Annotated in this window: 23 protein-coding genes; 10 read left to right on the top strand and 13 right to left on the bottom strand. The window is 71.9% G+C overall.

Annotated elements, in window-relative coordinates; translation table 11 throughout:
* Window positions 1-395: 395 nt before the first annotated feature.
* Genes ACR9Y5_RS05855 through ACR9Y5_RS05840 form a run of 4 tightly spaced genes read right to left on the bottom strand, consistent with a single transcriptional unit; the run spans window position 396 to window position 4121 of the window.
* Window positions 396-1268 (bottom strand): aminoglycoside phosphotransferase family protein, encoded by an 873-nt coding sequence (locus tag ACR9Y5_RS05855; RefSeq protein WP_481297079.1) that lies wholly within the window; start codon window positions 1266-1268, stop codon window positions 396-398.
* Window positions 1255-2007: a pyrimidine reductase family protein gene (locus tag ACR9Y5_RS05850; protein ID WP_481297078.1), complete on the bottom strand. Its 753-nt coding sequence runs from the start codon at window positions 2005-2007 to the stop codon at window positions 1255-1257. The genes ACR9Y5_RS05855 and ACR9Y5_RS05850 overlap by 14 nt, the downstream gene beginning before the upstream one ends.
* On the bottom strand, window positions 2000-2944 hold the full coding sequence (gene folP, locus ACR9Y5_RS05845) for a dihydropteroate synthase (RefSeq protein ID WP_481297077.1): 945 nt from the start codon (window positions 2942-2944) through the stop codon (window positions 2000-2002). Before folP ends, ACR9Y5_RS05850 begins: the two co-directional genes overlap by 8 nt.
* Window positions 2898-4121, bottom strand: a complete 1224-nt coding sequence (locus tag ACR9Y5_RS05840; RefSeq protein WP_481297076.1) for an NAD(P)/FAD-dependent oxidoreductase — start codon at window positions 4119-4121, stop codon at window positions 2898-2900. Before ACR9Y5_RS05840 ends, folP begins: the two co-directional genes overlap by 47 nt.
* A 104-nt stretch (window positions 4122-4225) precedes the next feature.
* Between ACR9Y5_RS05840 and ACR9Y5_RS05835 the strand changes: the two genes are divergently transcribed.
* The 3 genes from ACR9Y5_RS05835 to ACR9Y5_RS05825 all read left to right on the top strand — a co-directional run bounded on the left by ACR9Y5_RS05835 (window position 4226) and on the right by ACR9Y5_RS05825 (window position 8053).
* A complete protein-coding gene (locus ACR9Y5_RS05835; RefSeq protein WP_018191755.1) occupies window positions 4226-4918 on the top strand; it encodes a response regulator transcription factor in 693 nt (230 codons plus the stop codon).
* A gap of 81 nt (window positions 4919-4999) precedes the next feature.
* Window positions 5000-6703, top strand: a complete 1704-nt coding sequence (locus ACR9Y5_RS05830; RefSeq protein ID WP_481297075.1) for a sensor histidine kinase — start codon at window positions 5000-5002, stop codon at window positions 6701-6703.
* Window positions 6704-6787: 84 nt separating this feature from the next.
* The gene (locus ACR9Y5_RS05825; RefSeq protein WP_481297074.1) at window positions 6788-8053 is read left to right on the top strand and encodes an MFS transporter; all 1266 of its coding nucleotides are present in this window, start codon (window positions 6788-6790) and stop codon (window positions 8051-8053) included.
* Between the two features lie 88 nt (window positions 8054-8141).
* On the opposite strand, the gene groL is transcribed toward ACR9Y5_RS05825, so the two are convergent.
* The 4 genes from groL to ACR9Y5_RS05805 all read right to left on the bottom strand — a co-directional run bounded on the left by groL (window position 8142) and on the right by ACR9Y5_RS05805 (window position 11208).
* Complete coding sequence (groL, locus tag ACR9Y5_RS05820) at window positions 8142-9761, bottom strand: chaperonin GroEL (protein ID WP_481297073.1); 1620 nt, start codon at window positions 9759-9761, stop codon at window positions 8142-8144.
* A gap of 180 nt (window positions 9762-9941) precedes the next feature.
* Window positions 9942-10145 carry a cold-shock protein gene (locus ACR9Y5_RS05815; protein WP_115695343.1) on the bottom strand — a complete coding sequence of 68 codons (204 nt, stop codon included), beginning with the start codon at window positions 10143-10145 and terminating at the stop codon, window positions 9942-9944.
* 168 nt (window positions 10146-10313) lie between these two features.
* Window positions 10314-10874 carry a LytR C-terminal domain-containing protein gene (locus tag ACR9Y5_RS05810; RefSeq protein ID WP_481297072.1) on the bottom strand — a complete coding sequence of 187 codons (561 nt, stop codon included), beginning with the start codon at window positions 10872-10874 and terminating at the stop codon, window positions 10314-10316.
* A gap of 22 nt (window positions 10875-10896) precedes the next feature.
* Complete coding sequence (locus ACR9Y5_RS05805; protein WP_481297071.1) at window positions 10897-11208, bottom strand: DUF3263 domain-containing protein; 312 nt, start codon at window positions 11206-11208, stop codon at window positions 10897-10899.
* A gap of 193 nt (window positions 11209-11401) precedes the next feature.
* On the opposite strand from ACR9Y5_RS05805, the gene msrB reads away from it, so the two are divergent.
* On the top strand, window positions 11402-11827 hold the full coding sequence (msrB, locus tag ACR9Y5_RS05800; protein ID WP_481297070.1) for a peptide-methionine (R)-S-oxide reductase MsrB: 426 nt from the start codon (window positions 11402-11404) through the stop codon (window positions 11825-11827).
* Window positions 11827-12429, top strand: coding sequence for a nitroreductase family protein (locus tag ACR9Y5_RS05795; protein ID WP_481297069.1), 603 nt, complete (start codon window positions 11827-11829; stop codon window positions 12427-12429). The genes msrB and ACR9Y5_RS05795 overlap by 1 nt, the downstream gene beginning before the upstream one ends.
* Window positions 12430-12450: 21 nt before the next feature.
* On the opposite strand, the gene ACR9Y5_RS05790 is transcribed toward ACR9Y5_RS05795, so the two are convergent.
* From ACR9Y5_RS05790 to pdhA, 4 genes are all read right to left on the bottom strand, one after another.
* Window positions 12451-13401, bottom strand: coding sequence for a DMT family transporter (locus ACR9Y5_RS05790; RefSeq protein WP_481297068.1), 951 nt, complete (start codon window positions 13399-13401; stop codon window positions 12451-12453).
* Between the two features lie 214 nt (window positions 13402-13615).
* Complete coding sequence (locus ACR9Y5_RS05785; protein ID WP_481297067.1) at window positions 13616-14986, bottom strand: dihydrolipoamide acetyltransferase family protein; 1371 nt, start codon at window positions 14984-14986, stop codon at window positions 13616-13618.
* Window positions 14983-16035, bottom strand: a complete 1053-nt coding sequence (locus ACR9Y5_RS05780; protein ID WP_481297066.1) for an alpha-ketoacid dehydrogenase subunit beta — start codon at window positions 16033-16035, stop codon at window positions 14983-14985. Before ACR9Y5_RS05780 ends, ACR9Y5_RS05785 begins: the two co-directional genes overlap by 4 nt.
* Window positions 16032-17309 carry a pyruvate dehydrogenase (acetyl-transferring) E1 component subunit alpha gene (gene pdhA, locus ACR9Y5_RS05775; RefSeq protein WP_481297065.1) on the bottom strand — a complete coding sequence of 426 codons (1278 nt, stop codon included), beginning with the start codon at window positions 17307-17309 and terminating at the stop codon, window positions 16032-16034. Before pdhA ends, ACR9Y5_RS05780 begins: the two co-directional genes overlap by 4 nt.
* A 127-nt stretch (window positions 17310-17436) precedes the next feature.
* Between pdhA and ACR9Y5_RS05770 the strand changes: the two genes are divergently transcribed.
* From ACR9Y5_RS05770 to ACR9Y5_RS05755, 4 genes are all read left to right on the top strand, one after another.
* Window positions 17437-17865: an Lrp/AsnC family transcriptional regulator gene (locus ACR9Y5_RS05770; protein ID WP_481297064.1), complete on the top strand. Its 429-nt coding sequence runs from the start codon at window positions 17437-17439 to the stop codon at window positions 17863-17865.
* Between the two features lie 547 nt (window positions 17866-18412).
* Window positions 18413-19597, top strand: coding sequence for a thiolase family protein (locus ACR9Y5_RS05765; RefSeq protein ID WP_481297063.1), 1185 nt, complete (start codon window positions 18413-18415; stop codon window positions 19595-19597).
* Window positions 19594-20334, top strand: coding sequence for an enoyl-CoA hydratase/isomerase family protein (locus ACR9Y5_RS05760; RefSeq protein WP_481297062.1), 741 nt, complete (start codon window positions 19594-19596; stop codon window positions 20332-20334). Before ACR9Y5_RS05765 ends, ACR9Y5_RS05760 begins: the two co-directional genes overlap by 4 nt.
* Window positions 20331-21218 carry a 3-hydroxyacyl-CoA dehydrogenase family protein gene (locus tag ACR9Y5_RS05755; RefSeq protein ID WP_481297061.1) on the top strand — a complete coding sequence of 296 codons (888 nt, stop codon included), beginning with the start codon at window positions 20331-20333 and terminating at the stop codon, window positions 21216-21218. The genes ACR9Y5_RS05760 and ACR9Y5_RS05755 overlap by 4 nt, the downstream gene beginning before the upstream one ends.
* On the opposite strand, the gene ACR9Y5_RS05750 is transcribed toward ACR9Y5_RS05755, so the two are convergent.
* On the bottom strand, window positions 21193-21594 hold the full coding sequence (locus ACR9Y5_RS05750) for a PaaI family thioesterase (protein ID WP_089876846.1): 402 nt from the start codon (window positions 21592-21594) through the stop codon (window positions 21193-21195). The two genes, ACR9Y5_RS05755 and ACR9Y5_RS05750, sit on opposite strands and share 26 nt — an antisense overlap.
* A gap of 36 nt (window positions 21595-21630) precedes the next feature.
* On the opposite strand from ACR9Y5_RS05750, the gene paaZ reads away from it, so the two are divergent.
* Window positions 21631-23718 carry a phenylacetic acid degradation bifunctional protein PaaZ gene (gene paaZ / locus ACR9Y5_RS05745; RefSeq protein ID WP_481297060.1) on the top strand — a complete coding sequence of 696 codons (2088 nt, stop codon included), beginning with the start codon at window positions 21631-21633 and terminating at the stop codon, window positions 23716-23718.

Raw genomic sequence — 23718 nt, 5'->3', positions numbered from 1 at the left:
TCTCGTCACGCCATAGCGGCGATTCGGCACGAATGTCGGCCCGTCTTTCGCCGGTCAGACGTTCGCCGTCGCCCTCGCGCGGCCCGCAACCCGCACCATTCGGCACGAATCGCGGTTCTCGTCACGCCATAGCGGCGATTCGGCACGAATGTCGGCCAGCTGGTGGCGCGTCAGATCGTTGCCGACGCGCACGCCGCGTCTAACGCGCACGATTCGGCACGAATCGCCGCTTCCGCGGCGGCACAATCGCTATTCGGCACGATTGTTCGCCACGCTCACCGCCCACGGGTTCGCCGGTCGTGCGCGATTCGGCACAAATCGTGGTTCTGGACGCGGCATGACCACGATTCGGCACAAGTCTCGCGCCCACACGGGAGCGGGGAGCGACGCTGGCGTCAGCCCAGGATGCGCGCGAGCGTCGCCCGCGCCTCGGCGTCCGCCGGGCGGTCGCGCGCCGTGATCGCCGCCTTCCAGAGCGCCCAGCCGCGCGCCCGCGCCCACGTCTCGTCGTCGAGCCCTACCACGTCGACGAAGGCGTCGCGCGCCGCTCCCTCGAACATCGTCCAGGCGGGGACGAGGTCGCAGGCCGGGTCGCCGACGCCGGAGGTGCCGAAGTCGATCACCGCCGACAGCGCGCCCGCCGCATCCACCAGCAGGTTGCCCGGCGCGACGTCGCCGTGGAACCACACCGGCGCCCCCTCAAAGCGGGTTGCGGTCGCCTCGGCCCAGACCTCATGCGCACGCGCCGAGGCGTCGCCGCCCAGCACCGGGAACGCGGCCAGCGCCTCCTCGCCGTACACGCCGGGCGGCGCACCGCGGAAGAAGTTGTGCGTCCCGGGCCCCGGCGCGCCCTCGACCGGCGCTGAACGCAGTGCGACGAGGAAGCGTCCGATCGCCTCGGCGAGCGCCGCATCCCGCGTCACGTCGCCGCGCAGCACGACCGGCGTGCCCGGCAGCCAGCGGTACACCGACCACGGCAGCGGGTACTCGTCCGTCGGCTCGCCCTGCGCGACCGGCTGCGGGATGGGCAGCGGCAGCAGCGAGGCGAGCCGCGGCAGCCACTCCTGCTCTTTCGCGACCTGCTCCCGGTATCCGGCAGCGCTCGGCAGGCGGACGCTCAGCTCGTCGCCGAGCCGGAACGTGCGGTTGTCCCAGCCGTCATGCTCGACCGGCCGGATGCCGAGAGCGCGCCACTCGGGAAACTGCGCGTCCACCAGCATGCGGACCAGCGCGGCGTCGATGTGCGGCCGGAGCTCAGCCGCGGACATACCGCAGCAGCAGGGTGTCGTCTCCCGCCAGCGTGTGCGCGAGGCGCAGACCGAGCGGAGCGATCGGGGCGGCGCCGGTGGCGATGCGCGACGAGGTTCCGGCCTCGAGCCGCGGGCTGATCGTCAGGCACAGCTCGTCGACGGCGCGCGCGGCGATCAGGTCGGCGAACAGGTGCGGGCCCCCTTCGCAGTGGATGCGCGTGAGCCCGCGCTCGTGCAGCACCGCGAGCCCGCGCTCGGCCTGCACGCGCTCGCGCCCGCAGACGACGACGTCGGCCACCTCGGAGAGCGCTTCGCGCGACTCGGGCCGCGACAGCTCCGTGGTCAGCACGATGGGACGCTCGGGGGCGTCCGCGAAGATCGAGCTGCGCGGGTCGAGGTCGAGGCCCGCCGAGACGATGGCGAACACCGGATGCGGCGTCATCCCCGCCCCGCTGCGCGCCCGAGCGGACTCCGCGCCCACCCGCATCGCGCCGTACCCCTCGGCGCGCACGGTGCCGGCTCCTACGAGCACCACATCGCAGAGGCGCCGCAGCAGTTCGAACACGCGGCTGTCGACGTCGTTCGACAGGCCGCCCGACAGGCCCTGGTGCGTCGCGGCACCGTCCACGCTGCTGACGAAGTTGACCCGCAGCCACGGGTCGCCCGCATCCTGCAGGTAGAGCGCGGTGATGTCGTCGTCGCTCAGCGCGGTCTGCGACGGTAGCGGCGACAGGCGGTGGATGGGCGGCTCAGTCATTCACGTCTCCCATGTTGTGCTTGAGGTAGGCGGGCTCGCGCAGGCCGAGCACGGCCTCCGTCATCCGCATGGCGGCGACGGAGGCGCGCACGTCGTGCATCCGGACGATACGGGCGCCGTTCATCACGCTGATGACCGCGGCGGCGAGGGAGCCTTCGAGCCGCTCCGCGCGCGGGGCGTCGAGGGTCTCGCCGATGAAGTCCTTGTTCGAGACGGCCGCGAGCACCGGATATCCGAGGTCCGCCAGCTCGCTGAGGCGGCGGGTCAGCTCCAGCGAGTGCAGCGTGTTCTTGTTGAGGTCGTGGCCCGGGTCGATGATGATGCGCTCCTCGGGGACGCCGGCGGCCCTGGCGCGCTCGACGCGATCGAGGAGGAACGCCGACACGTCCGCGACGACGTCGTCGTACTGCGGCCGCGGAAACGGCTTCCGCGGCTCGGCCAGGCTGTGCGTGATGACCAGAGTCGCCTCGCTCACGGCGACGACCGGCGCGAGCTCCGGGTCGCGCAGCCCGGTCGTGTCGTTGATGACCGTCGCCCCCGCCGCGATCGCCTCGCGGGCCACCGCGGCGTGGAACGTGTCCACCGAGATGACCACGTCGGACCCGGCGCGCAGGGCGGCGACGACCGGCACGACCCGCTCCATCTCCTCCTCGACCGGCACCGGCTCGCCGGGCGCGAACGGCGCACCGCCGATGTCCACCCAATCGGCGCCGAGCGCGACCGCCTCGAAGCACGCGTCGACGGCACGGTCGAAGGCGTAGGTGCGGCCCTGGTCGAAGAACGAGTCGGGCGTGCGGTTCACCACGGCCATCACGGCGACCTGCCGCGAGAAGTCGAACGTGCGCGCACCGATCCGCCGGACCGGCACGCGCAGCGGCGGCAGGTACGGCTCAGAGCGCGGCAAGATCGACGCCCTGGTCGGCCAACCGGTCCGCATCCACCCGCTCCGCCGACCGGATCAGGCGCTGGATGTCGTCCTGCACGTCCCACACGTTGACGTTCATCCCGGCGACGACCCGGTCGTTGCGCAGCCAGAAGGCGATGAACTCGCGGGCTTCGACGTCGCCACGGAACACCACCCGGGCTCCGACGGTCAGGGGCACGTAGCCCGAATACTCCATGCCGAGATCGTATTGGTCGGAGTAGAAGTACGGGATGTCGTCGTACGACGCGCGCTCGCCCAGGATCGCCTGCGCGGCGACCTTCCCGCTCGCGATCGCGTTCGCCCAGTGCTCGCTGCGCAGGTGGCGCCCGATCGCCGGCAGGAACGGCTTCGCCACGTCGCCGACGGCGTAGACGTCCTCGATGCTGGTCCGCATCCCCTTGTCGGTCAGCACGCCGTCCGCCACCGCGAGGCCGGAGCGCTCCGCGACCAGGCTGTTCGGCGAGGCGCCGACCCCGGCGACCACGACATCCGACGGGATGCGCTCGCCCGTCGCGAGCACGACGTACTGCTGCGCGCCGCCGTCGACCCCGACCACCACGGCGTCGTTGCGGAACTCGACCCCGTTGTCGCGGTGCAGCCGCTCGAAAACGGCACCCAGCTCCCGTCCGATCGCGCCGGAGAGCGGCACGGCCGAGTGGCCGACCACCGTCACCTCGTTGCCATAACCGCGGGCGGCGGCCGCGACTTCCATGCCGATCCAGCCGGAGCCGATCACGACCACGCGCCGACCGCCGGCCCTCAGCGCGTCCCGCAGCCGGACCGAGTCCTCCCGGGTCCGCAGCGGGAACACGGCGCCGTGCCCGCCGCCCGGCACGCCGAGCTGCCGCGCCCGCGCGCCGGTCGCGATCACGAGGCTGTCGTAGGTGATGCGGCCGCCGTCGTCGGTGAGGAACAGCTCGTGCGCATCCGCCTCGAAAGAACCGGCCTCGACGCCGGGCACGAACTCGACCGCGTTCTGCGCGTACCAGTCGTCCGGATGGACGGCCGCGTCCTCCAGTCCCCCTTCGCCCTTCAGGAACTCCTTCGACAGCGGCGGGCGGATGTAGGGGCGGTGCTCCTCCATCCCGAGCAGCAGGATGCGCCCTCCGAAGCCACGTTCTCGCAGCTCGGTCGCGACGCTCGCCCCGGCGAGGCCGGCGCCCGCGATGACGACGGTGGGTTCGCTCATGTTTCCAGCATCCACTCTTCCCACTGCGGGCGCCAGACCTCCGCACCCGGCGCGCACCGATGGCTCACAGGTAAGAGTCAGCTGACGCGCAGATAATGTTGGCCATGAACGCAGGACCCCGCATTCTCATCGTCGATGACGAGCCCAACATCCGCGACCTCCTCACCACCAGCCTTCGTTTCGCCGGGTTCGCCGTGCGGGCGGTCGGCAACGGGGCCCAGGCGATCTCCGCGGTCCTCGAAGAGGAGCCCGACCTGATCATCCTCGACGTCATGCTGCCGGACATGAACGGCTTCGGCGTCACCAAGCGCCTCCGCGGCGCCGGCTATACCGCGCCCATCCTGTTCCTCACCGCCAAGGACGACACCGAGGACAAGATCACCGGCCTCACCGTCGGCGGCGACGACTACGTCACCAAGCCGTTCAGCCTCGACGAGATCGTCGCCCGCATCAAGGCCATCCTGCGCCGCACCATGCAGGCCGACGAGGATGCGGTCATCCGCGCCGGTGAGCTGACCATGGACCAGGACACGCACGAGGTCTTCGTCGGCGACACCCCGATCGAGCTCAGCCCGACCGAGTTCAAGCTGCTGCGCTACCTGATGCTCAACCCCAACCGCGTGCTGTCGAAGGCGCAGATCCTCGACCACGTGTGGGAGTACGACTTCAACGGCGACGCCGGCATCGTCGAGTCCTACATCTCGTACCTGCGCCGCAAGGTGGATGCGCACTCCAGCGAGCCGCTCATCCAGACCAAGCGAGGTTTCGGCTACATGCTGAAGGCCGCCAAGGCCTGAGATGCTCCTGGCGGGTGCGCGGGCGGGGCACCGCCCGCACACATGCCCGGCACAGCATCCCCTGCATAGACTGACGGCCTGATGCACTCACGCCTGCTCGACCGCTGGAACGCGATCTCCCTCCGCACGAAGATCACGGGCGTGACCGTGCTCATGCTGACGCTGGGACTGCTCGTGACAGGCATCGGCACGATGTCGATGCTCAAGCCGGTGCTGCTCGACCAGCTGGATGCACAGCTCTCGGCGGCCTCGGGCGCGTCGTACCTGAACACGTACCTGTTCAAGACGTCGTCAAGCGCCGACCAGATCGCCACCGACGCGAGCCCGTCGGACTACTTCGCCGCCCTCTACGACTCGGACGGCCACCTCGTCACGCACAACTGGAACAACATCCCGTACGCGCACCGTCCCACCATCCCCAACAGCCTGACCGTCGCGGAGGCCAAGAACATGGCTCCGGGAGGCTTCTACCTCCCGAGCAACGACGGCCGCATCACGTACCGGGCACTCGCCACCACGCAGACGTTGGGAAGCGGCGAGCTGGCGACCGCGATCGTGGCGACGACGACCTCCCAGATCGACACCGTGATGGCGAGCTTCCTCGCGATCTTCCTCGGCTTCGGAGTCATCGTCATCGTCGTCGGCGCCGGGCTCACCCGGATGCTCGTGACCACGACGTTCTCGCCGCTGCGCGAAGTGGAGCAGACGGCGGCGGCGATCGCGGACGGCGACTTCAGCCAGCGCCTCGGCGGGGCGACGCCGAACACCGAGGTCGGCCGCCTCAACCGCTCCCTCAACACCATGCTGAACCGGATCGACCGGGCCTTCACGGACCGCGCCCGCACGATCGAGCAGATGCGGCGGTTCGTCGGCGACGCGTCCCACGAGTTGCGCACACCGCTGGTGTCGGTGCGCGGCTACGCCGAGCTGTACCGGATGGGCGCCCTGCAGACGCCGGAGGATGTCGCCCAGGCGATGGACCGCATCGAGAAGGAGGCGATCCGCATGGGCATCCTGGTGGAGGACCTCCTGGAGCTCGCCCGCCTCGACGAGACGAAGCCGCTCGACCTGCACCGGGTCGATCTGGTGAAGATCGCGCAGGACGCGGCGATGGATGCGATGGCCGGCTCCCCGGGCCGGGTCGTGACCGTGCTCGTGCCCGAGCCCGCCGTCCCGGACGAGGACGAGCTGGAGGAGCCGGGCGTCGACACCGTGCCGATGACGTTCGCGGACGCCAACGGCCGCCCGTCGAACGCCACGGGTCCGATCGCCTTCGCGGGGTCGGCTCTCGCCCGCCTGCGCCGCGGACGCCCCCGGCGCGGCACCGTGACCGAGCCCCTGCCGATCACGACCAGCGAGCGCGTCGTGCTGACGCGCCCTGCGCCCTCGGAGCCGGCGATCGTCATGGCCGAGGAGAACAAGCTCCGCCAGGTGGTCACCAACCTGATGGGCAACGCGCTCCGCTACACGCCGGAGGGGAGCCCGATCGAGATCGCCGTGCGCGTCGACCACCGCACCGAGCGCGCGACGCTGGAGGTGCGCGACCACGGCGAGGGCATCCCTCCGCAAATCCGCGAAAAGATCTTCCAGCGCTTCTGGCGCGCCGACACCTCGCGCGCCCGTGAGACCGGCGGAAGCGGACTCGGGCTGGCGATCGTCTCGTCGATCGTCGCGGCCCACAACGGCACGGTCGACGTGGTCGACACCGAGGGCGGCGGCGCGACCTTCCGCGTCTCCCTCCCGCTGGCGGCCTCCGCCGCGGCGCCGAACCCGGGCACGCCGTAGCGCGCGACGCCGCTCCTGCCTCAGCGGCGCCGGTTGCGATTGCTGGTCGTCGGCTAGCCTGGGTCGGACCAGCGAAGGAGCGTGATGTCGGATCCGCAAAGGCGTGACGTCTTCCGGCTCCGCGGGTTCCTCGACTACTGGGCCTCGTACACGGTCTCGGGCTTCGGCACCGCCATCACGATGGTCGCGCTCCAGGTGCTCGTGCTCGTCGATCTGGCCGGCAACGCGTTCGACGTCGGACTGCTCAACGCCGCCCGGTGGCTGCCGTACCTCGCGCTCGGCCTGGTCGCCGGGGCGCTCGTCGACCGGCGCCGGCGGAAGCCCCTGCTCATCGGCGCCGATCTCGGGCGAGCGGTCCTGCTCGCCGGTGTCCCGCTTCTCTTCGTGCTGGGCCGGCTGAGCATCCCTGCGTTGCTGGTGGTGGTCGTCGGAGTGGGCGTGCTCTCGCTGGTCGGCGACGCCGCCTCCCAGTCCCTGCTCCCCCGGATCGTGCCGCGTCGCGCCCTCGTCGCCGCCCACGCCCGAACCGATCAGAGCGACGCGATCGCCCAGACGAGCGGTCCGGTGGTCGCCGGCGCTCTGGTCGCCGCGGTCGGAGCGGCCTTCGCGATCCTCATCGATGCCGCCTCCTATCTCTTCTCCGCCGTCGCGATCTGGCGCATGCGCGTCGAGGAACCCGTCCCGCCGGACGCTCCCCCGCGACGGCTGCGTGCGGAGATCGCCGAAGGCCTCCGCTGGGTGTACCGCCACCGCATGCTCGGCCCGATGGCCTTCGGCTCGCATGGCTGGTTCCTGTTCACCGGGATCCTCACCACCGCGTTCACCCCCTTCGTGCTGATCGGGCTGCATCTCAACCCGTTCCAGCTCGGGATCGCTCTCGCAGGCGCCGGGGTGGCGGCTCTCATCGGAAGCGCCCTCTCGCAGCGGGCCGGGATCCGGTGGGGAGCAGGCTACGCCGTGATCGCGAGCAACCTGATCATGGCGATCGGCTGGTGCGTCATCGCCCTCTCGCCGGCGTCCATCGATCCGTGGCTCATCGTCGTCGTGCTCACCGCCGGTCAGAGCTTCTACGGCCTCGGCCTGGGCCTGAGCAACGCCAACGAGATGGGCTACCGCCAGGCCGTGACGCCCGACGAGCTGCAGGCCAGGACGAACACGACGATGCGGTCCGGCAACCGCGCGATGATCGTGATCGGCGCCCCGATCGGCGGTCTGCTCGCGACCTGGATCGGGTTCCGGCCGACGATGTGGATCGCCATCGTCGGGATCGTGGTGGTGACAGGCTTCCTGGCGGTCAGTCCGTTTCGCAAGGCGCGGCACCCGATCGGAGAGCTCGCGGACGAGAGCTGACCCGGATACCGTCGACGGCTTCCCGCGGAAAACAGAAGAGGGCGCCTCCCCGAAGGGAGACGCCCTCTGTCAGTCGGTCGGACCGGACTCAGAAGTCCATGCCGGCGCCCGGGTCGCCGACCGGCGCCGGGTTCTTCTCCGGCTTGTCGGCGACGACGGCCTCGGTGGTGAGGAACAGGCCCGCGATGGATGCGGCGTTCTGCAGCGCCGAGCGGGTGACCTTCACCGGGTCGTTGATGCCCGAGGCGAGCATGTCGACGTACTCGCCGGTGGCGGCGTTGAGGCCGTGGCCCACCGGGAGGTTGCGGACCTTCTCGACGACGACGCCGGCCTCGAGGCCCGCGTTGATCGCGATCTGCTTCAGCGGAGCCTCGATGGCGACCTTGACGATGTTCGCACCCGTCGCCTCGTCACCGGTCAGCTGGAGCTTCTCGAAGGCGGTCTTGCCGGCCTGGATGAGGGCGACGCCACCACCGGCGACGATGCCCTCCTCGACGGCGGCCTTCGCGTTGCGCACGGCGTCCTCGATGCGGTGCTTGCGCTCCTTCAGCTCGACCTCGGTGGCCGCACCCGCCTTGATGACGGCGACGCCGCCGGCGAGCTTGGCGAGACGCTCCTGCAGCTTCTCGCGGTCGTAGTCCGAGTCGGTCGACTCGATCTCGTTGCGGATCTGCTGCACGCGGCCGGCGATGGCCTCGGGGTCGCCCGCGCCCTCGACGATCGTGGTCTCGTCCTTGGTGATGACGACCTTGCGGGCCTGGCCGAGCAGGTCGAGGGTGACGTTCTCCAGCTTGAGACCGACCTCCTCGGAGATGACCTGGCCGCCGGTCAGGATCGCGATGTCCTGCAGCATGGCCTTGCGGCGGTCGCCGAAGCCCGGGGCCTTGACGGCGACGGACTTGAAGATGCCGCGGATCTTGTTGACGATCAGGGTCGCCAGGGCCTCGCCGTCGACGTCCTCAGCGATGATGAGGAGCGGCTTGTTGGCCTGGATGACCTTGTCGACGATCGGCAGAAGGTCCTTGATGTTGCTGATCTTCTGGTTCGCGATGAGGATGTACGGGTCTTCGAAGACTGCCTCCTGGCGGTCCTGGTCGGTCACGAAGTACTGCGACAGGAAGCCCTTGTCGAAGCGCATGCCCTCGGTGAGCTCGAGCTCGGTGCCGAAGGTGTTCGACTCCTCGACGGTGACGACGCCCTCCTTGCCGACCTTGTCGATCGCCTCGGCGATGATCTCGCCGATGGTGGTGTCGCCGGCGGAGATGGACGCGGTGGCCGCGATCTCCTCCTTGGTCTCGACCTCCTTGGCGGAGGCGATGAGCTCCTCGGTCACAGCCGCGACGGCCTTCTCGATGCCGCGCTTCAGCGTGATGGGGTCGGCGCCGGCCGCGACGTTGCGCAGGCCCTCCTTGACCAGGGCCTGAGCGAGCACGGTCGCGGTGGTGGTTCCGTCACCCGCGACGTCGTCGGTCTTCTTCGCGACCTCCTTGACGAGCTCCGCGCCGATCTTCTCGTACGGGTCGTCGAGCTCGATCTCCTTCGCGATGGAGACGCCGTCGTTCGTGATGGTCGGGGCGCCCCACTTCTTCTCGAGGACGACGTTGCGACCACGCGGGCCCAGGGTCACCTTGACCGTGTCGGCCAGGGTGTTCAGGCCGCGCTCGAGGCCGCGACGCGCGTCCTCGTCGAAAGCAATGATCTTTGCCATGTGTTTCTCGTCCCTCCCGGACGTCTGCGAAAGATTCCGTGTTTAGCACTCAGACAGATGGAGTGCTAAACAGATTCTGGCACTCGTGGCGGTCGAGTGCAAGGCGCGCGCGGTGGAGCCAGGGGAACGGCGGAGCGCCGCCCCTCGCGGGACGGCGCTCCTTTTACTGCTGGATCGGTGTCAGGCCAGTCGGACCGATTCGGCCTGCGGGCCCTTTTGCCCGGAGCCGACCTCGAATACGACCTGCTGGCCCTCTTCGAGAACCTTGTATCCCGCCATGTCAATCGCGGAGTAATGAACGAAAACGTCCTGTCCCCCACCTTCGACGGTGATGAAGCCGTAGCCCTTCTCAGCGTTGAACCACTTCACGGTCCCGTTCGCCATGCATTACTCCCATTGCTGTGTCGCTCGCACGGTCCATCGCCGCACGTTGAGTGCGATCCTAATGCGTGCAATACGGGGCGGCGCCAGCGTTTTCGCGAATCCGTATCGAAAAGCCGCCAAAGTTAAACACGTGCGTAACAAAGAGGAGCGGACGGCGCTCGCGGCCGCTCAGCCGGCGTAGTTCGCGCCCACCACGACGGTGATATCGGCGCCCGTGTCGGAGAACGCCGTGCTCTGCTGGATGGTCGCGCCGGGGAGCGCCTGCGCGACGCCGAGAGCGGCGGCCTGGTTCGCAGGGTCGCCGTAGTAGACGATGGTCTCCGCCAGGTCGGTCTTGTCGGCGTTCGCGAGGGCGCCGACCTTCCAGCCCGCCTTGGTGAGCACGTCGCCGACCGTGCCGGCCAGTCCCTCCCGGGTGGTGCCGTTCAACACGTTGACCGTCAGCGCGGGGTTCACCGTCGGGACGATGGTCGGTGTCGGCGACGCGGTCGGTGTCGGCGTCGTGGACGCGGTGCGGGACGCGGAGGCGCCCCCACCGTGGAACGAGATGCTGCCGTTGACGAGCGACAGGCCGAAGATGCCGGCGCCGACGAGGACGACGGTGGCCAGGGCGGCCCAGCCGACGGCCACCCAGCCACGCCCGCGGGGACGGGGTGCCCGGTGCGCGCCGACGCGCGTCAAGTCGTCCGGGATCTCGTCGAACCGGTCGCGGGGGAACTTCTCTGCCATCGGGGAGTGTGGTCCTTGGGGGTCAGTCGCCGGACGGGAGGGTCCGTGCGTGGCGTGCGGCCAGCCTCGCCTCGCGGAGCCGCAGCAGCCTCTTGACGAGCATGGGGTCGTGGCGCAGCGCCGCCGGACGGTCGATCAGCGCACCGAGCAACTGATAATACCGAGCCGCCGAGAGACCGAACTCCTCGCGGATGGCCTGCTCCTTGGCTCCGGCGTGCCGCCACCATTGGCGTTCGAACGCGAGGATCGCGGCATCCCGATCGCTCAGCTGTTCCGTGTCCGCGGGATCGCGGTCGGCGGCGGGCCGCCCGTCGGCTGACCGGGCCACGCTCACCGCCTTCCCTCGTCACGGATGCCGGGCCCACCGGCGTGCCGGCGCGCCCCGCGCTCGCACGTCATCCTAGGGCGCTGGTCCTGTGGTTTTCCCGTTCCCGCTCGGCACGTCGCGGTTCGCGCGCCGGGCCGCCGGATCGGGAACAGCCGGTTCAGGAACGCCGTTTACCCTGGTGACGACGAAAGGGAGTGGCATGGCACACGACGGCACGAGGCAGGACGGCTATCAGGTCACGAAGAGCGAGGACGACTGGCGTCGGGAGCTGACCCCGGAGCAGTACGCGGTGCTGCGCGAGGCGGGCACCGAGCGTCCCTGGACCGGCGAGCTGCTGGACGAGAGCCGGGCAGGCCTCTACACCTGCGCGGCGTGCGGCGCCGAGCTCTTCGCCGCCGGCACCAAGTTCGACTCCGGCTGCGGCTGGCCGAGCTTCTACGAGTCGGTCCGCCCGGAGGCGGTGGAGCTGCTCGAGGACACCAGCCTCGGGATGGTGCGCACCGAGGTGCGCTGCGCCGACTGCGGCTCTCACCTCGGACACGTCTTCCCGGACGGCTTCGGCACGCCGACCGGCGACCGCTACTGCATGAACTCGATCTCGCTGAACTTCACCCCGGAAGCCTGATGAGCGAAGGCGCGACCGTCACGGCGGGCGGCGACGCCCTCGATGCCGGTGGCGCAGACCTGCCCCGCCGGGTGGCGGCCCGCCGCTCCTACTCGCGGGTGACTCCCGACGCCCCGACGCACGAGGAGCTGCTGCCGCTGGTGGCTGCGGCGGGACGCGTCGCCGATCACAGCGCGCTGCACCCCTGGCGCATCATCGAGGTGCGCGGCGAGGCCCGGCAGCGGCTGGGCGAGGCGTTCGTCCGGGATGCGAAGGCCACCGGTCACGAGGCCGAGAAGCTGGCCGCCAAGCCGTTGCGCTCCTCTCTTCTGCTGGCCATCGTGGCGGTGCGGACGAAGAGCGAGAAGGTGCCCGGCTGGGAGCAGGACGCAGTCGCCTCGGGCGTCGCGCACATCCTGAGCCTGCTGCTGCACGACGCCGGATGGGGCGTGATGTGGCGCACCGGCCACCACACCCGCTCGAAGGCGGTGCACCGGATGCACGGGCTCGCGAAGAACGAGCGGCTGCTCGGCTGGCTGTACGTGGGCGGCATCCCCGCGGACAGCAAGGAGGGGCACCGCACCTCGCTCGACCCGGAGCGGTTCCTCTCCGTCCTGGACTGAGTGGGCGGGCGTCCCGGCCGGTCAGGCCGGCGTCCGCCGCCAGCCCCAGCGGATGCTGGCGATCGCGACGGCGACGATCGCGAGAAGTGTTCCGCCGATGGTCGAGAACGCCAGCGCGTGCGTGCTCGTCGGGAGCAGCAGATCGAGCAGGAGCGCGGCCACCAGCTGACCGGCGACGGTCGCGAGTCCCAGCAGCAGCACACCGGTCTGCCGCACGAGCAGCGCGGTGACACCGATGAAGACGCAGCCGATCGCGCCGCCGATGTAGAGCCACGGCTCGGTCGGCACCTGCTTCGGCAGCCCGACCATCGCCCAGTGCCCGAGCATCAGGACGAGCAGCACGGTCGTCCCGACGGCGAAGTTGATGAAGGTGGCGCTGAGGGCGCTGTCGGCGACGTGGCGCACCTGGCCGTTGACCGCCTGCTGCCAGCCGGTTCCAAGGCCCGCGATGAACGGCAGGATCATCAGCCAGACGGGCGCACTACCGCCGAACTGCGCGGAGACCGCCCAGGTCACCGCTCCCAGCGCGAGCACGGCGCCGACCAGGCGTGCGGCGGTCAGCGGGCGACGGCCGCCGGGGCCGATGCCCACGCGGTCGAGCACCAGGCCGCTGATCGTCTGACCGGCGACCACCGCGACGGTGAACAGCGCGACGCCGAGGGCGGCGGCCGCGAGTCCCTGCGAGAGCACCAGGAACGACCCCGCCGCACCGCCGCACACGTACCACCAGCGGATGCGGTGGGCTCGCAGCGCGTCCCGCACCCGGGCGAGGCCGCGACGGCCCGCGGGAGCGACGGCCAGTCCGACGGTGAGGATGACGAGGCCCGACCCGAACGAGATGGCGGCGGCCGTGAACCCGTCGCCGAGCCGGCTGCCGAGTTCGCCGTTGATCCGCGACTGCACCGCGACGAGACCACCGCACAGCACCGCGAAGACGAGAGCGAGCCACAGCGGGAGGGAGCGAGGGGTCACTCCTCCTACCCTAAGCCCGGGGACTTGGCCGGGCCCGGAGGCCTGGGGCCGGGGTCTGTCGCCGGGTCTGTCGCCGGGGGTCCGCTCAGGGGGCGGGCGCCTCGCCGTCGGTCGGCTCCGGCTGCGGCAGCCAGTCGATGTTCTCCTCGGGCGCGACCTCCTTCTCCTCTGTGAGGTCTCGGTCGTCGTTCTTCTTGTCGCTCATGCCGTCACCTTACGCCGGGCCGCCCGCCGGTCCGGGAGCGTCGGCGAGCGCGCCGAGCGGCGACTCGATCGCGTCCGCCACCTCGCGCAGGAACCCCGCGGCCACTCCGCCGTCGGTCACCCGGTGGTCGAAGACGAGCGACAGCTGCAGGATGCGGCGCGGCACGATCGCGCCGTCGACCACCCACGGCCTCTCGATCGCCCGGCCGAGGCCCAGGATCGCCACCTCGGGGTGGTTGATGATGGCGGCACTGCCGTCGACGCCCAGGCTGCCGTAATTGTTGATCGTGAACGTCGACCCGGTGAGGTCGGCGGGCGGCAGCGAGCCGTCGCGGGCGGCCCGGGCGAGGCGGTCCAGCTCGGCGTCCAGTTCGCGTACCGACAGGCGGTCGGCACGGCGGACGACCGGGACCAGAAGGCCGCGATCCGTGTTCGCGGCGAAGCCGAGGTTGACCCCATCGAAGGTGACCAGACTCTGGCCGTCCGGCGCGACACGTCCGCCGAGTTCGGGATGCCGTGCGAGCGCCGACAGGGCGAAGCGCGCCACGAACGAGAGGAACGAGGGTGCGCGGCCGCCGCGCACCAGCCGGCGGCGGCCCTCCCACAGCTCGGTCGCATCCACGTCGACCCAGACGGTCGCCTCGGGGATCTCGGAGCGGCTGCGGGACATGGTCTCGGCGACCGTGCGGCGGAGCCGGGAGAACGGAGTCGTGCTGCGCACGGCGAGGCCGGTGCGCGGGTCGGTGGCGCCGGGCGCGGCAGCGGCGGGCGCGGCAGCGCCGGGCCGCGGCGCGTCCGCCGCCGACGCGGCGGCGAGGCTCGGACGCGTCCGGGCGGTCTCGGGCGCTGTCGCGAAAGCGGCCTCCACATCACGGCGCGTGACCACGCCGTCGGGACGGCTCGGACGGAGCGTCGCCAGATCGATCCCGTGGGCGCGCGCCAGCGCCCGCACGACGGGCGAGACGACGGGCACGACGCCCGCCGGTCGGGACGCGACGCCGAGGCCGGCGGTCGCTGCCGGACGGTCGGCGGCGATGGTCCCGAAGCGCGCGATGCGGTTGCGGCGGCCGTTGTGCGCGGTGGTGCCGTAGCCGACGAGCACCTGGCCGGAGCCGCCGGACGCGCGCTCCTGCGGCGCCGCGGCCTCCTCCACCTCGATCAGCGGGGCGCCGACCAGAATGGTCTCCCCCTCCTCCCCGTGGAGCGCCGCGACGGTCCCGGCGTAGGGCGACGGTACCTCCACCACGGACTTGGCGGTCTCGACCTCGGCGATCGGCTGGTCGGTGGTGACGGTGTCCCCGACGGCGACCAGCCAGCGCACCAGCTCGGCGTCGGTCAGCCCCTCCCCCAGGTCAGGGAGGGTGAACACCCGGGCGGTCACGCGTCCTCCCACTGCAGCGCATCCACCGCGTCCAGCACGCGGTCCACGTCGGGCAGGTAGAACTTCTCGAGCTTCGGCGGCGCGAACGGGGTGTCGAAGCCGGTCACCCGCCGGACGGGCGCGAGCAGGTGGTGGAAGCAGCGCTCCGAGACGCGCGCCGCGACCTCGGCGGCGACGCCGGCGAAGCCGGGGGCCTCCGCGATGACGACGGCCCGGCCGGTCGCACGGACGGCGGCGCAGACGGTCTCGTCGTCGAACGGCGACAGGGAGCGGAGGTCGATGACGCCGAGCTCGCGTCCCTCCTCGGCCGCCGCCTCCGCCGCGGCGAGCGCTACGGGCACAGACGGACCGTACGCGATCAGGGTGGCGTCGCCGCCCTCCCGGGCGACGCGGGCGCGGCCGAGCTCCGGGAGCGGCGCGGTCACGTCCACCTCGCCGGTGGTCCAGTACAGCTTCTTCGGCTCCAGGAACACGACCGGGTCGGGATGCGCGATCGCAGCGCGCAGCATCCCGTACGCGTCCTGCGGGGTCGCCGGGGACACGACCGTCAGCCCCGGCGTGTGCACGTAGTACGCCTCGGAGGAGTCGGAGTGGTGCTCGACCCCGCCGATCCCTCCCGCGTACGGGATGCGGATCACCATCGGCAGCCGGACGGCCCCGCGGGTGCGGTTGCCCATCTTGGCGACGTGGTCGACGATCTGCTCGAACGCGGGATACGCGAACGCGTCGAACTGCATCTCCACGACCGGGCGCATGCCGTTCATCGCCATGCCGACCGCCGTGCCGACGATGCCGGACTCGGCGAGCGGGGTGTCGAAGCAGCGGCTCTCGCCGAAGCGGGCGGTGAGGCCGTCGGTGATCCGGAAGACGCCGCCGAGGGTGCCGACGTCCTCACCGAAGACGAGCACGGACGGGTCGGCGGCCAGGGCGTCCGCCAATGCGCGGTTAAGGGCCTGCGCCATGGTCATGGTGACCGGGGCGTCGGGATGGGCGTTCGGCGGGGTGGCGGATCCTGCCCGTTCGGCGGGGGCGTCGTGCATGAGGGTCATCGGGGGACCTCCGCTGTCTCTGGGGTGGATGCGGTGGATGCGGTGGCCGGGGTGGATGCGGTGGCCGGGGTGGATGCGGTGGCCGGGGTGGATGCGGTGGCCGGGGTGGATGCGGTGGCCGTGGATGCGGTGGCCGGGGTGGATGCGGCGGCCGGGCCGGCCTGGCCGGCGGTGTCGACCGCCGTGCCGTGGGTGGCGTCGGCGGCCGCGAGCTCGGCGGCCAGCTGCTCCGCCTGCTCCCGCAGCTGCGGGGTGAGGGCGGCGTAGACGTGGGCGAAGAGGTCCTCGGGGTGGAGGTCCGCATCCGTCATGATGGCCGCACGCAGGTCGGCGGCGACCCGTTCGGCGTGCGCGTGCGCCTCCGCGTCGTCGCCCTCGCCGAGCGCTCCCTCCGCGGTCAGCCAGGTCCGCAGCCGGAGCAGCGGGTCGCGGGCCAGCCACGGCTCGACCTCGTCGGCGGTGCGGTACCGCGTGGCGTCGTCCGCGTTGGTGTGGGACTTGATGCGGTACGTCAGCGCCTCCACCAGGGTCGGGCCGCCGCCGTCGCGCGCCTCCGCCACCGCCTCGCCGAGCACCGCAAGCAGGGCGGCCAGGTCGTTGCCGTCGACCAGGCGGCCGCGCATCCCGTAGCCGATGCCCTTGTGGGCGATGCTCGGGGCGGCGGTCTGCCGGCTGAGCGGCACCGAGATCGCGTAGCCGTTGTTCTGCACCAGGAAGACGACGGGCAGGTGGAACACCGCGGCGAAGTTGAGCGCCTCGTGGAAGTCGCCCTCGCTGGTCGCGCCGTCGCCGCACATGGCCAGTACCACCGTGTCCTCGCCGCGCAGCCGGGCCGCGTGCGCGAAACCGACGGCGTGCAGCAACTGGGTGGCGAGCGGGGTGGATTGCGGCGCGACGTGGTGCACGGTCGGGTCGTACCCGGAGTGCCAGTCGCCGCGCAGCAGCACGAAGGCCTCGAACGGGTCGACGCCGCGGCCGATCACGGCGACGGTGTCGCGGTAGGTCGGGAACAGCCAGTCCTGCTCATCCAGCACCATCGCCGCGGCGACCTGGCAGGCCTCTTGCCCGTGCGACGACGGATAGACCGCGAGGCGGCCCTGGCGCACCAGAGCGTCGGCCTGGTCGTTGAGTCGCCGGGCGAGCACGAGCCGGCGGTAGCCGTTCAGCATCGTGTCGGTGGACGGGATCCGGTGGCGGTCGTCCGGGTGGGACGCGCCATCCTGGTCGATGAGCCGCAGCGGGGTGTCGCCGGGCAGCAGATCGTCCGCGTGCATCTGTTCTCCTTCGAAAGACGTCGCTCACTCTCATGGTGACTTCGCAGGACGGCGAACGCTATGGGTCACCCGGAGTCGAGACGAATGGATGCGCCCGGGCGCCGGGAGTGACAGACTGTCCAGCACCATGGACGACATCGACGTACGCATCCTGGACGCTCTGCGCGCCGACGGCCGCGCCTCCATCACCGCCGTGGCGGAGACGGCGCACGTGTCGCGCGCCAACGCCTACGCCCGGGTGTCGCGGCTGGTCTCCGACGGGGTGATCACGGGCTTCACCGCGAAGGTCGACCCGCGCCGGTCCGGCCGCGCGTCGTCGGCGTACGTGACCCTGCGGGTGGAGCAGGCCGACTGGCACGACCTGCGCGAGCGGTTGCAGCGCATCCCCGAGGTGGAGCATTTCGCGCTCGTGGGCGGCGACTTCGACGTGATCCTGCTGGTGCGGGCGCGCGACAACGAGGACCTGCGCCGGGTGGTGCTGGAGGAGCTGACGAGCATCCCGTCCGTCCGGGACACGAAGACGTCGCTGGTCTTCGAAGACCACGACCTGCGCTGACGTCCCCGCCGCGGCGGCATCGAGGGGTCGCAACACGCCGTTATGCGCGCCGGATAACGGCGTGTTGCGACCCCCGCTGCGCCGGGTGACGCCGGCGGGCGGCGGGCGACACAGGATGGCGCAGCCGCGTCCGCCTGCGGCGCGCTCTCCGCGCCCGACCCTCATGCCATCGTCGGAGATCCGCCTGCCACCGTAGGAGATTCCAGCCGACCGTGGTCGGAGCTCCATCTACAACGCCTTGCGTCGGAGATTTGAACGTTTCACACCTACGATCGCGAGCCGCCCCAGCTGTCACCCACCTCCCCCGCGCTCCGGCCAGGCCGCATCCCTCCGCGCCGGCGGCCACTCCCGCGTTCCGGCGCGGGCTGCGCCCGCCCGCACAACGCCCCACCCAGGGGTCGCAACACGCCGCTAAGCGCGCCGGATAACGGCGTGTTGCGACCCCTCGACGGCCCGAGCCGTCGCCCGGGTTGCCCGGGGGCGGCGATTCTGCGACGATGCAATTGCTGAACGCTCGTTCGGTAATTCGGGTTCGAGGGAGAGCGCGATGGCGGAGGCCTACCTCGTCGGCGGAGTGCGCACGCCCGTCGGCCGCTACGGCGGCGCCTTGGCGGGCGTCCGGCCCGACGACCTCGCCGCGCTCGTCGTCGCCGAGGCGGTGCGACGCGCCGCGGCCCCGGCGGACGCCCTCGACGAGGTGATCCTCGGCGCCGCGAACCAGGCCGGCGAGGACAACCGAAACGTCGCCCGGATGGCCGTCCTCCTCGCCGGGCTGCCCGACGAGGTTCCGGCGGTGACCGTCAACCGGCTGTGCGCCTCCGGGCTCACCGCCGTCATCCAGGCCGCGCAGGCGATCCGCGCCGGGGATGCCGACCTCGTCGTCGCGGGCGGCGTCGAGTCGATGACCCGCGCGCCCTGGGTGCAGGCGAAGCCCGAGCGGCCGTGGGCGAAGCCCGGGCCGCAGTTCGACACGTCGATCGGCTGGCGCTTCGCCAACCCACGACTGCTCGCCCGCGACAAGGCCACCTACACGATGCCCGAGACGGCCGAGGAGGTCGCCCGGATCGACGCGATCACGCGCGAGGAGGCCGACGCCTTCGCCCTGCAGAGCCACCGCCGCGCCGCCGCGGCCGCCGACGCCGGCCGATTCGACGACGAACTGCTGCCCGTCGAGACGCCGAGCGGAACGCTCACCGCCGACGAGGGAATCCGCCGCGACACCGACCTGGATGCGCTGGCGCGCCTGAAGCCCGTCGTCGCGGGCGGCAGCGTGGTCACCGCAGGCAACGCCTCCCCGCTCAACGACGGAGCGTCCGCGATCCTCGTGGCGAGCGCCGCCGCGGTCGAGCGCTACGGCCTGCGCCCGCGCGCCCGGGTGATCGCCGCGGCGAGCGCCGGGGTCGCCCCGGAGGTGATGGGGCTGGGCCCCGTGCCCGCGACGCGGAAGGCCCTCGCCCGCGCCGGCCTCGACGTCTCCGACCTCGGCGCCGTCGAGCTCAACGAGGCGTTCGCCAGCCAGGCGCTCGCGTGCATCCGCCGCCTGGGCTTCGACCCGGCGACGGTGAACGCGGACGGCGGCGCGATCGCACTCGGCCACGCGCTGGGCTCCAGCGGCACGCGCATCCTGGTCACCCTGCTCGGCCGGATGGAGCGGGAGGGCGCCCGCCGCGGGCTCGCGACGATGTGCGTCGGCGTCGGCCAGGGCACCTCGCTGATCGTGGAGGCCGTATGAGCGACAGCCTGCGCATCGAGGAGCAGGGCGACCGGATGGTCGTGACCCTCGACCGCCCTGAGCGGCGCAACGCGATCGACCAGGCGATGGTGGATGCGCTGCACGCGGTGTGCGAGCTGCTGGAGCGCGAGCCGCGCATCCTGATTCTCGCCGGCGCGAACGGCGTCTTCGCGTCCGGCGCCGACATCGCAGAGCTGCGTGAACGCACCGCCGCCGACGCCGAGCGCGGCATCAACGACACGATCTTCTCCCGCATCGCGGCCCTCCCGATGCCGGTGATCGCCGCCCTCGACGGGTACGCGCTGGGCGGCGGCGCCGAGCTCGCGTATGCGGCCGACCTGCGCGTCGGCACCCCGCGGCTGCGCATCGGCAACCCGGAGACCGGGCTGGGCATCATCGCGGCGGCCGGCGCGCTGTGGCGACTGCCCCAGCTGGTGGGCCTGCCGCTCGCCACCGAGCTGGTGCTGACCGGGCGCATCCTCACCGGAGAGGAGGCGCTGGACGCCGGACTCGTCAGCGACCTGTTCGAGCCGGGCGAGCTGCTCGCCGGGGCGCACGCCCTCGCCGACCGCATCGCCGCGAACGACCCGCTGGCGACCCGGCTCACCAAGCAGGTACTGCGCGAGCCGGCCGAGCGGCATCCCGTCGCCGAGCGCGAGGCGCAGGCCGTGCTGTTCGAGTCGCCGGAGAAGCGGCGGAGGATGACCGAGTTCCTGGAGCGGAGGAGCAGGCGATGAGCGCGACAGGGTTGCCCGAGCGGGTCGCCGTGATCGGCGGCGGACGGATGGGCTCTGGGATCGCGCACGCGTTCCTCATGGCGGGCGCCGAGGTGGCCGTGGTCGAGCAGAACGCGACCGCCGCATCCGAGGCGCGGGACCGCATCCTGGCCGCCGTCGAGGGCAGCGTCCGCCGCGGAGCCACGGCTCCCGACCCCGACCGGCTGGTCGTGACGGTCACCTGGGAGGCGCTCGGCGCCGCCGCGCTGGCGATCGAAGCCGTGCCCGAGCTGGTCGGCCTGAAGCGCGAGGCGCTACGCCGCGCCGAAGACCTGCTGCCCGTGGATGCCGTGCTCGCCACGAACACGTCGTCGCTGTCGATCGACGTGCTCGCGGAGGGACTGGCCCGTCCCGGCGCCTTCCTCGGGCTGCACTTCTTCAACCCGGTGCCCGCATCCGCGCTCGTGGAGGTCGTGCTCGGCTCGGCCACCGCGCCGAGCGCCGCCGACGCGGCCACCGGCTGGGTGCGCGCGCTCGGCAAGACAGCGATCACCGTCCGCGACTCCCCCGGCTTCGCCTCCTCGCGCCTCGGCGTGCTGCTCGGGCTGGAGGCGATCCGCATGGTCGAGCAGGGCGTCGCCACCCCCGACGACATCGACACGGCGATGGAGCTCGGCTACAAGCATCCTGTCGGCCCACTGCGCCTCACCGACCTGGTGGGGCTGGATGTGCGGCTCGACATCGCCGAGTACCTCGCCCGCGAGCTCGGGCCGCGCTACGAGCCTCCCGAGCTGCTGCGGACGATGGTCGCCGAGGGGATGCTCGGCCGCAAGAGCGGCCAGGGGTTCTTCTTCTGGGACGAGGACGGGACCGCGGTCCCTACCGCCCGGGAGCGTCGACGATGAGGTTGGTGATGCGCGCCGTGCAGAGCCGGTTGCCGTCCTCGTCGGTGATGACGATCTCGTGCGACGCGATGGTGCGGCCCAGCCGGATCGCGGTCGCGACCCCGGTCACCACGCCGGAGCGTGCCGCGCGGTGGTGCGTCGCATTGATGTCGACGCCGACCGCACTGCGACCGGGACCCGCGTGGATGACCGCGGCCCACGAGCCCAGCGCCTCCGCGAACGCGACCGATGCGCCCCCGTGCAGCAGCCCGAACGACTGGCGGTTGCCCTCGACCGGCATGGTCGCGACGACCCGCTCGGCGGACTGCTCCAGGATGCGCACCCCCATCTTCACGTCGAGCTCACCCAGTTCGATCGTCCAGTCGCCGTCGGCCATGCCGCCAGCATACGCATCCACTCGAGGAGGCCTCTCATGATCGTGCCCAGCTACATCCGCGACAGATGGTGGACGCCCGACGACGCCGCGGCCGGCGTCCTCGGCTCGGGATCGGCCGACGAGGCGCCGCGGCCCGCGGAGGTGCTCGACGCCTCCACCGGCGAGCCGATCGCCGAGGTGAGCGCGGCCGGGCTCGACCTGGCCGGCGCGCTGGAGCACGCCCGCACGGTCGGGCAGCGGTCGCTCGGCGAGCTGACCTTCCACCAGCGCGCCCTCGTGCTGAAGCAGCTTGCGCAGGCGCTGACCGAGCGCAAGGACGAGCTGTACGCGCTGTCCGCGCAGTCCGGCGCGACGCGCGCGGACGCGTGGATCGACGTGGATGGCGGGATCGGCGCGCTGTTCACCTACGGCTCCAAGGGGCGCCGCGAGCTGCCCAACGCGCAGGTCGTGCTCGACGGGCCGGCGGAGCAGCTGTCGAAGGACGGCAGCTTCCTCGGCCGCCATGTGTACACCCGACTGCCGGGCGTGGCGGTGCAGATCAACGCGTTCAACTTCCCCGTCTGGGGGATGCTCGAGAAGCTCGGGCCGTCGTTCCTGGCCGGCATGCCCACCCTGGTGAAGCCGGCGACCCCGACCGCGTTCGTCGCCGAGGCGGCGGTGCGGATCATGGTCGAGTCCGGCCTGCTCCCGACGGGATCGCTGCAGCTGGTGAGCGGCGGGGTGCCCGACCTGTTCGAGCACCTGCGGCTCGGCGACCTCGTGGCCTTCACCGGATCCGCCTCGACCGCGGAACGGCTGCGCGCCCACGACTCGGTGCAGACCGGCGGCGTGCGGTTCACCAGCGAGACCGACTCGATCAACGCGTCGGTGCTGGGACCGGATGCGGTGACCGGCACGCCGGAGTTCGACGCGTACGTCAAGGGACTCGTCGTCGAGCTGACCGCCAAGTCCGGGCAGAAGTGCACGGCCATCCGCCGGGCGATCGTGCCCGCGCCGCTGCAGGACGACGTGATCGCGGCCGTCCGGGAACGCATCGCGTCACGGGTGGTCCTCGGCGACCCGCGGGCGGAGGGCGTGACGATGGGTCCGCTCGCGTCGCGCACCCAGCGCGAGGAGGTGCTGCGCCAGGTGGCGCGGCTGGTGGCCGCCGGCGGCGAACTCGTGCTCGGCGGGCTCGACCAGCCGACCGTCCGCCACGCCGACGGCACGACCGGCGTGGCGCCGGAGGGCGCGTTCGTCGCTCCGGTGCTGCTCCGCTTCGCGGACGCCTGGACGCCCGAGGCGCACACGGTGGAGGCGTTCGGGCCGGTGGCGAGCATCCTCCCGTACTCGACCGCGGAGGAGGCGGTGGCCCTCGTCGCGCGCGGCGGCGGGTCGCTCGTGACCAGCGTCGCGACGCACGACCCGGACTTCGCGCGGACCGTCGTGCTCGGCTCCGGCGCCTACAACGGCCGCATCCTGGTGCTCGACCGGGACGACGCCCGCACCTCGACCGGGCACGGCTCGCCGATGCCGCACCTGGTGCACGGCGGACCCGGCCGGGCGGGTGGCGGCGAGGAGCTGGGCGGAATCCGCGCGGTGCTGCACCACATGCAGCGGACCGCGCTGCAGGGGTCGCCCGACCTGCTGACCGCGATCACCGGGGTGTGGCATCCGGGGGCGGCGGTGTCGTCGGATGCGCAGCATCCCTTCCGCAAGTCACTCGCGACCCTGCGGATCGGCGACCAGGTGCAGGCCGGCCCGCGCCAGGTGACGCTCGACGACATCGAGGACTTCGCGACGTCGACCGGCGACACGTTCTACGCCCACATGGACGAGGCGGCCGCGGCGGCGAACCCGTTCTTCCCCGGCCGGGTGGCGCACGGCTACCTGCTCGTGTCGTGGGCGGCCGGGATGTTCGTCGACCCCGCGCCCGGCCCCGTGCTCGCGAACTACGGCCTGGAGGACCTGCGCTTTCTGACCCCGGTCGTCCCCGGCGACAGCATCCGCGTCGCCCTGACGGCGAAGCAGATCACCCCGCGCGAGACCGACGACTACGGCGAGGTGCGCTGGGACGCCCGCATCCTGAACCAGCGCGACGAGCTCGTCGCCACCTACGACGTCCTCACCCTCGTCGCCAAGTAG

This window comes from Leifsonia sp. KNZ13-11D (assembly GCF_056754895.1).
Note: the sequence above shows the minus strand (reverse complement) of the source record. Positions and strands in the feature narration are given on the sequence as shown.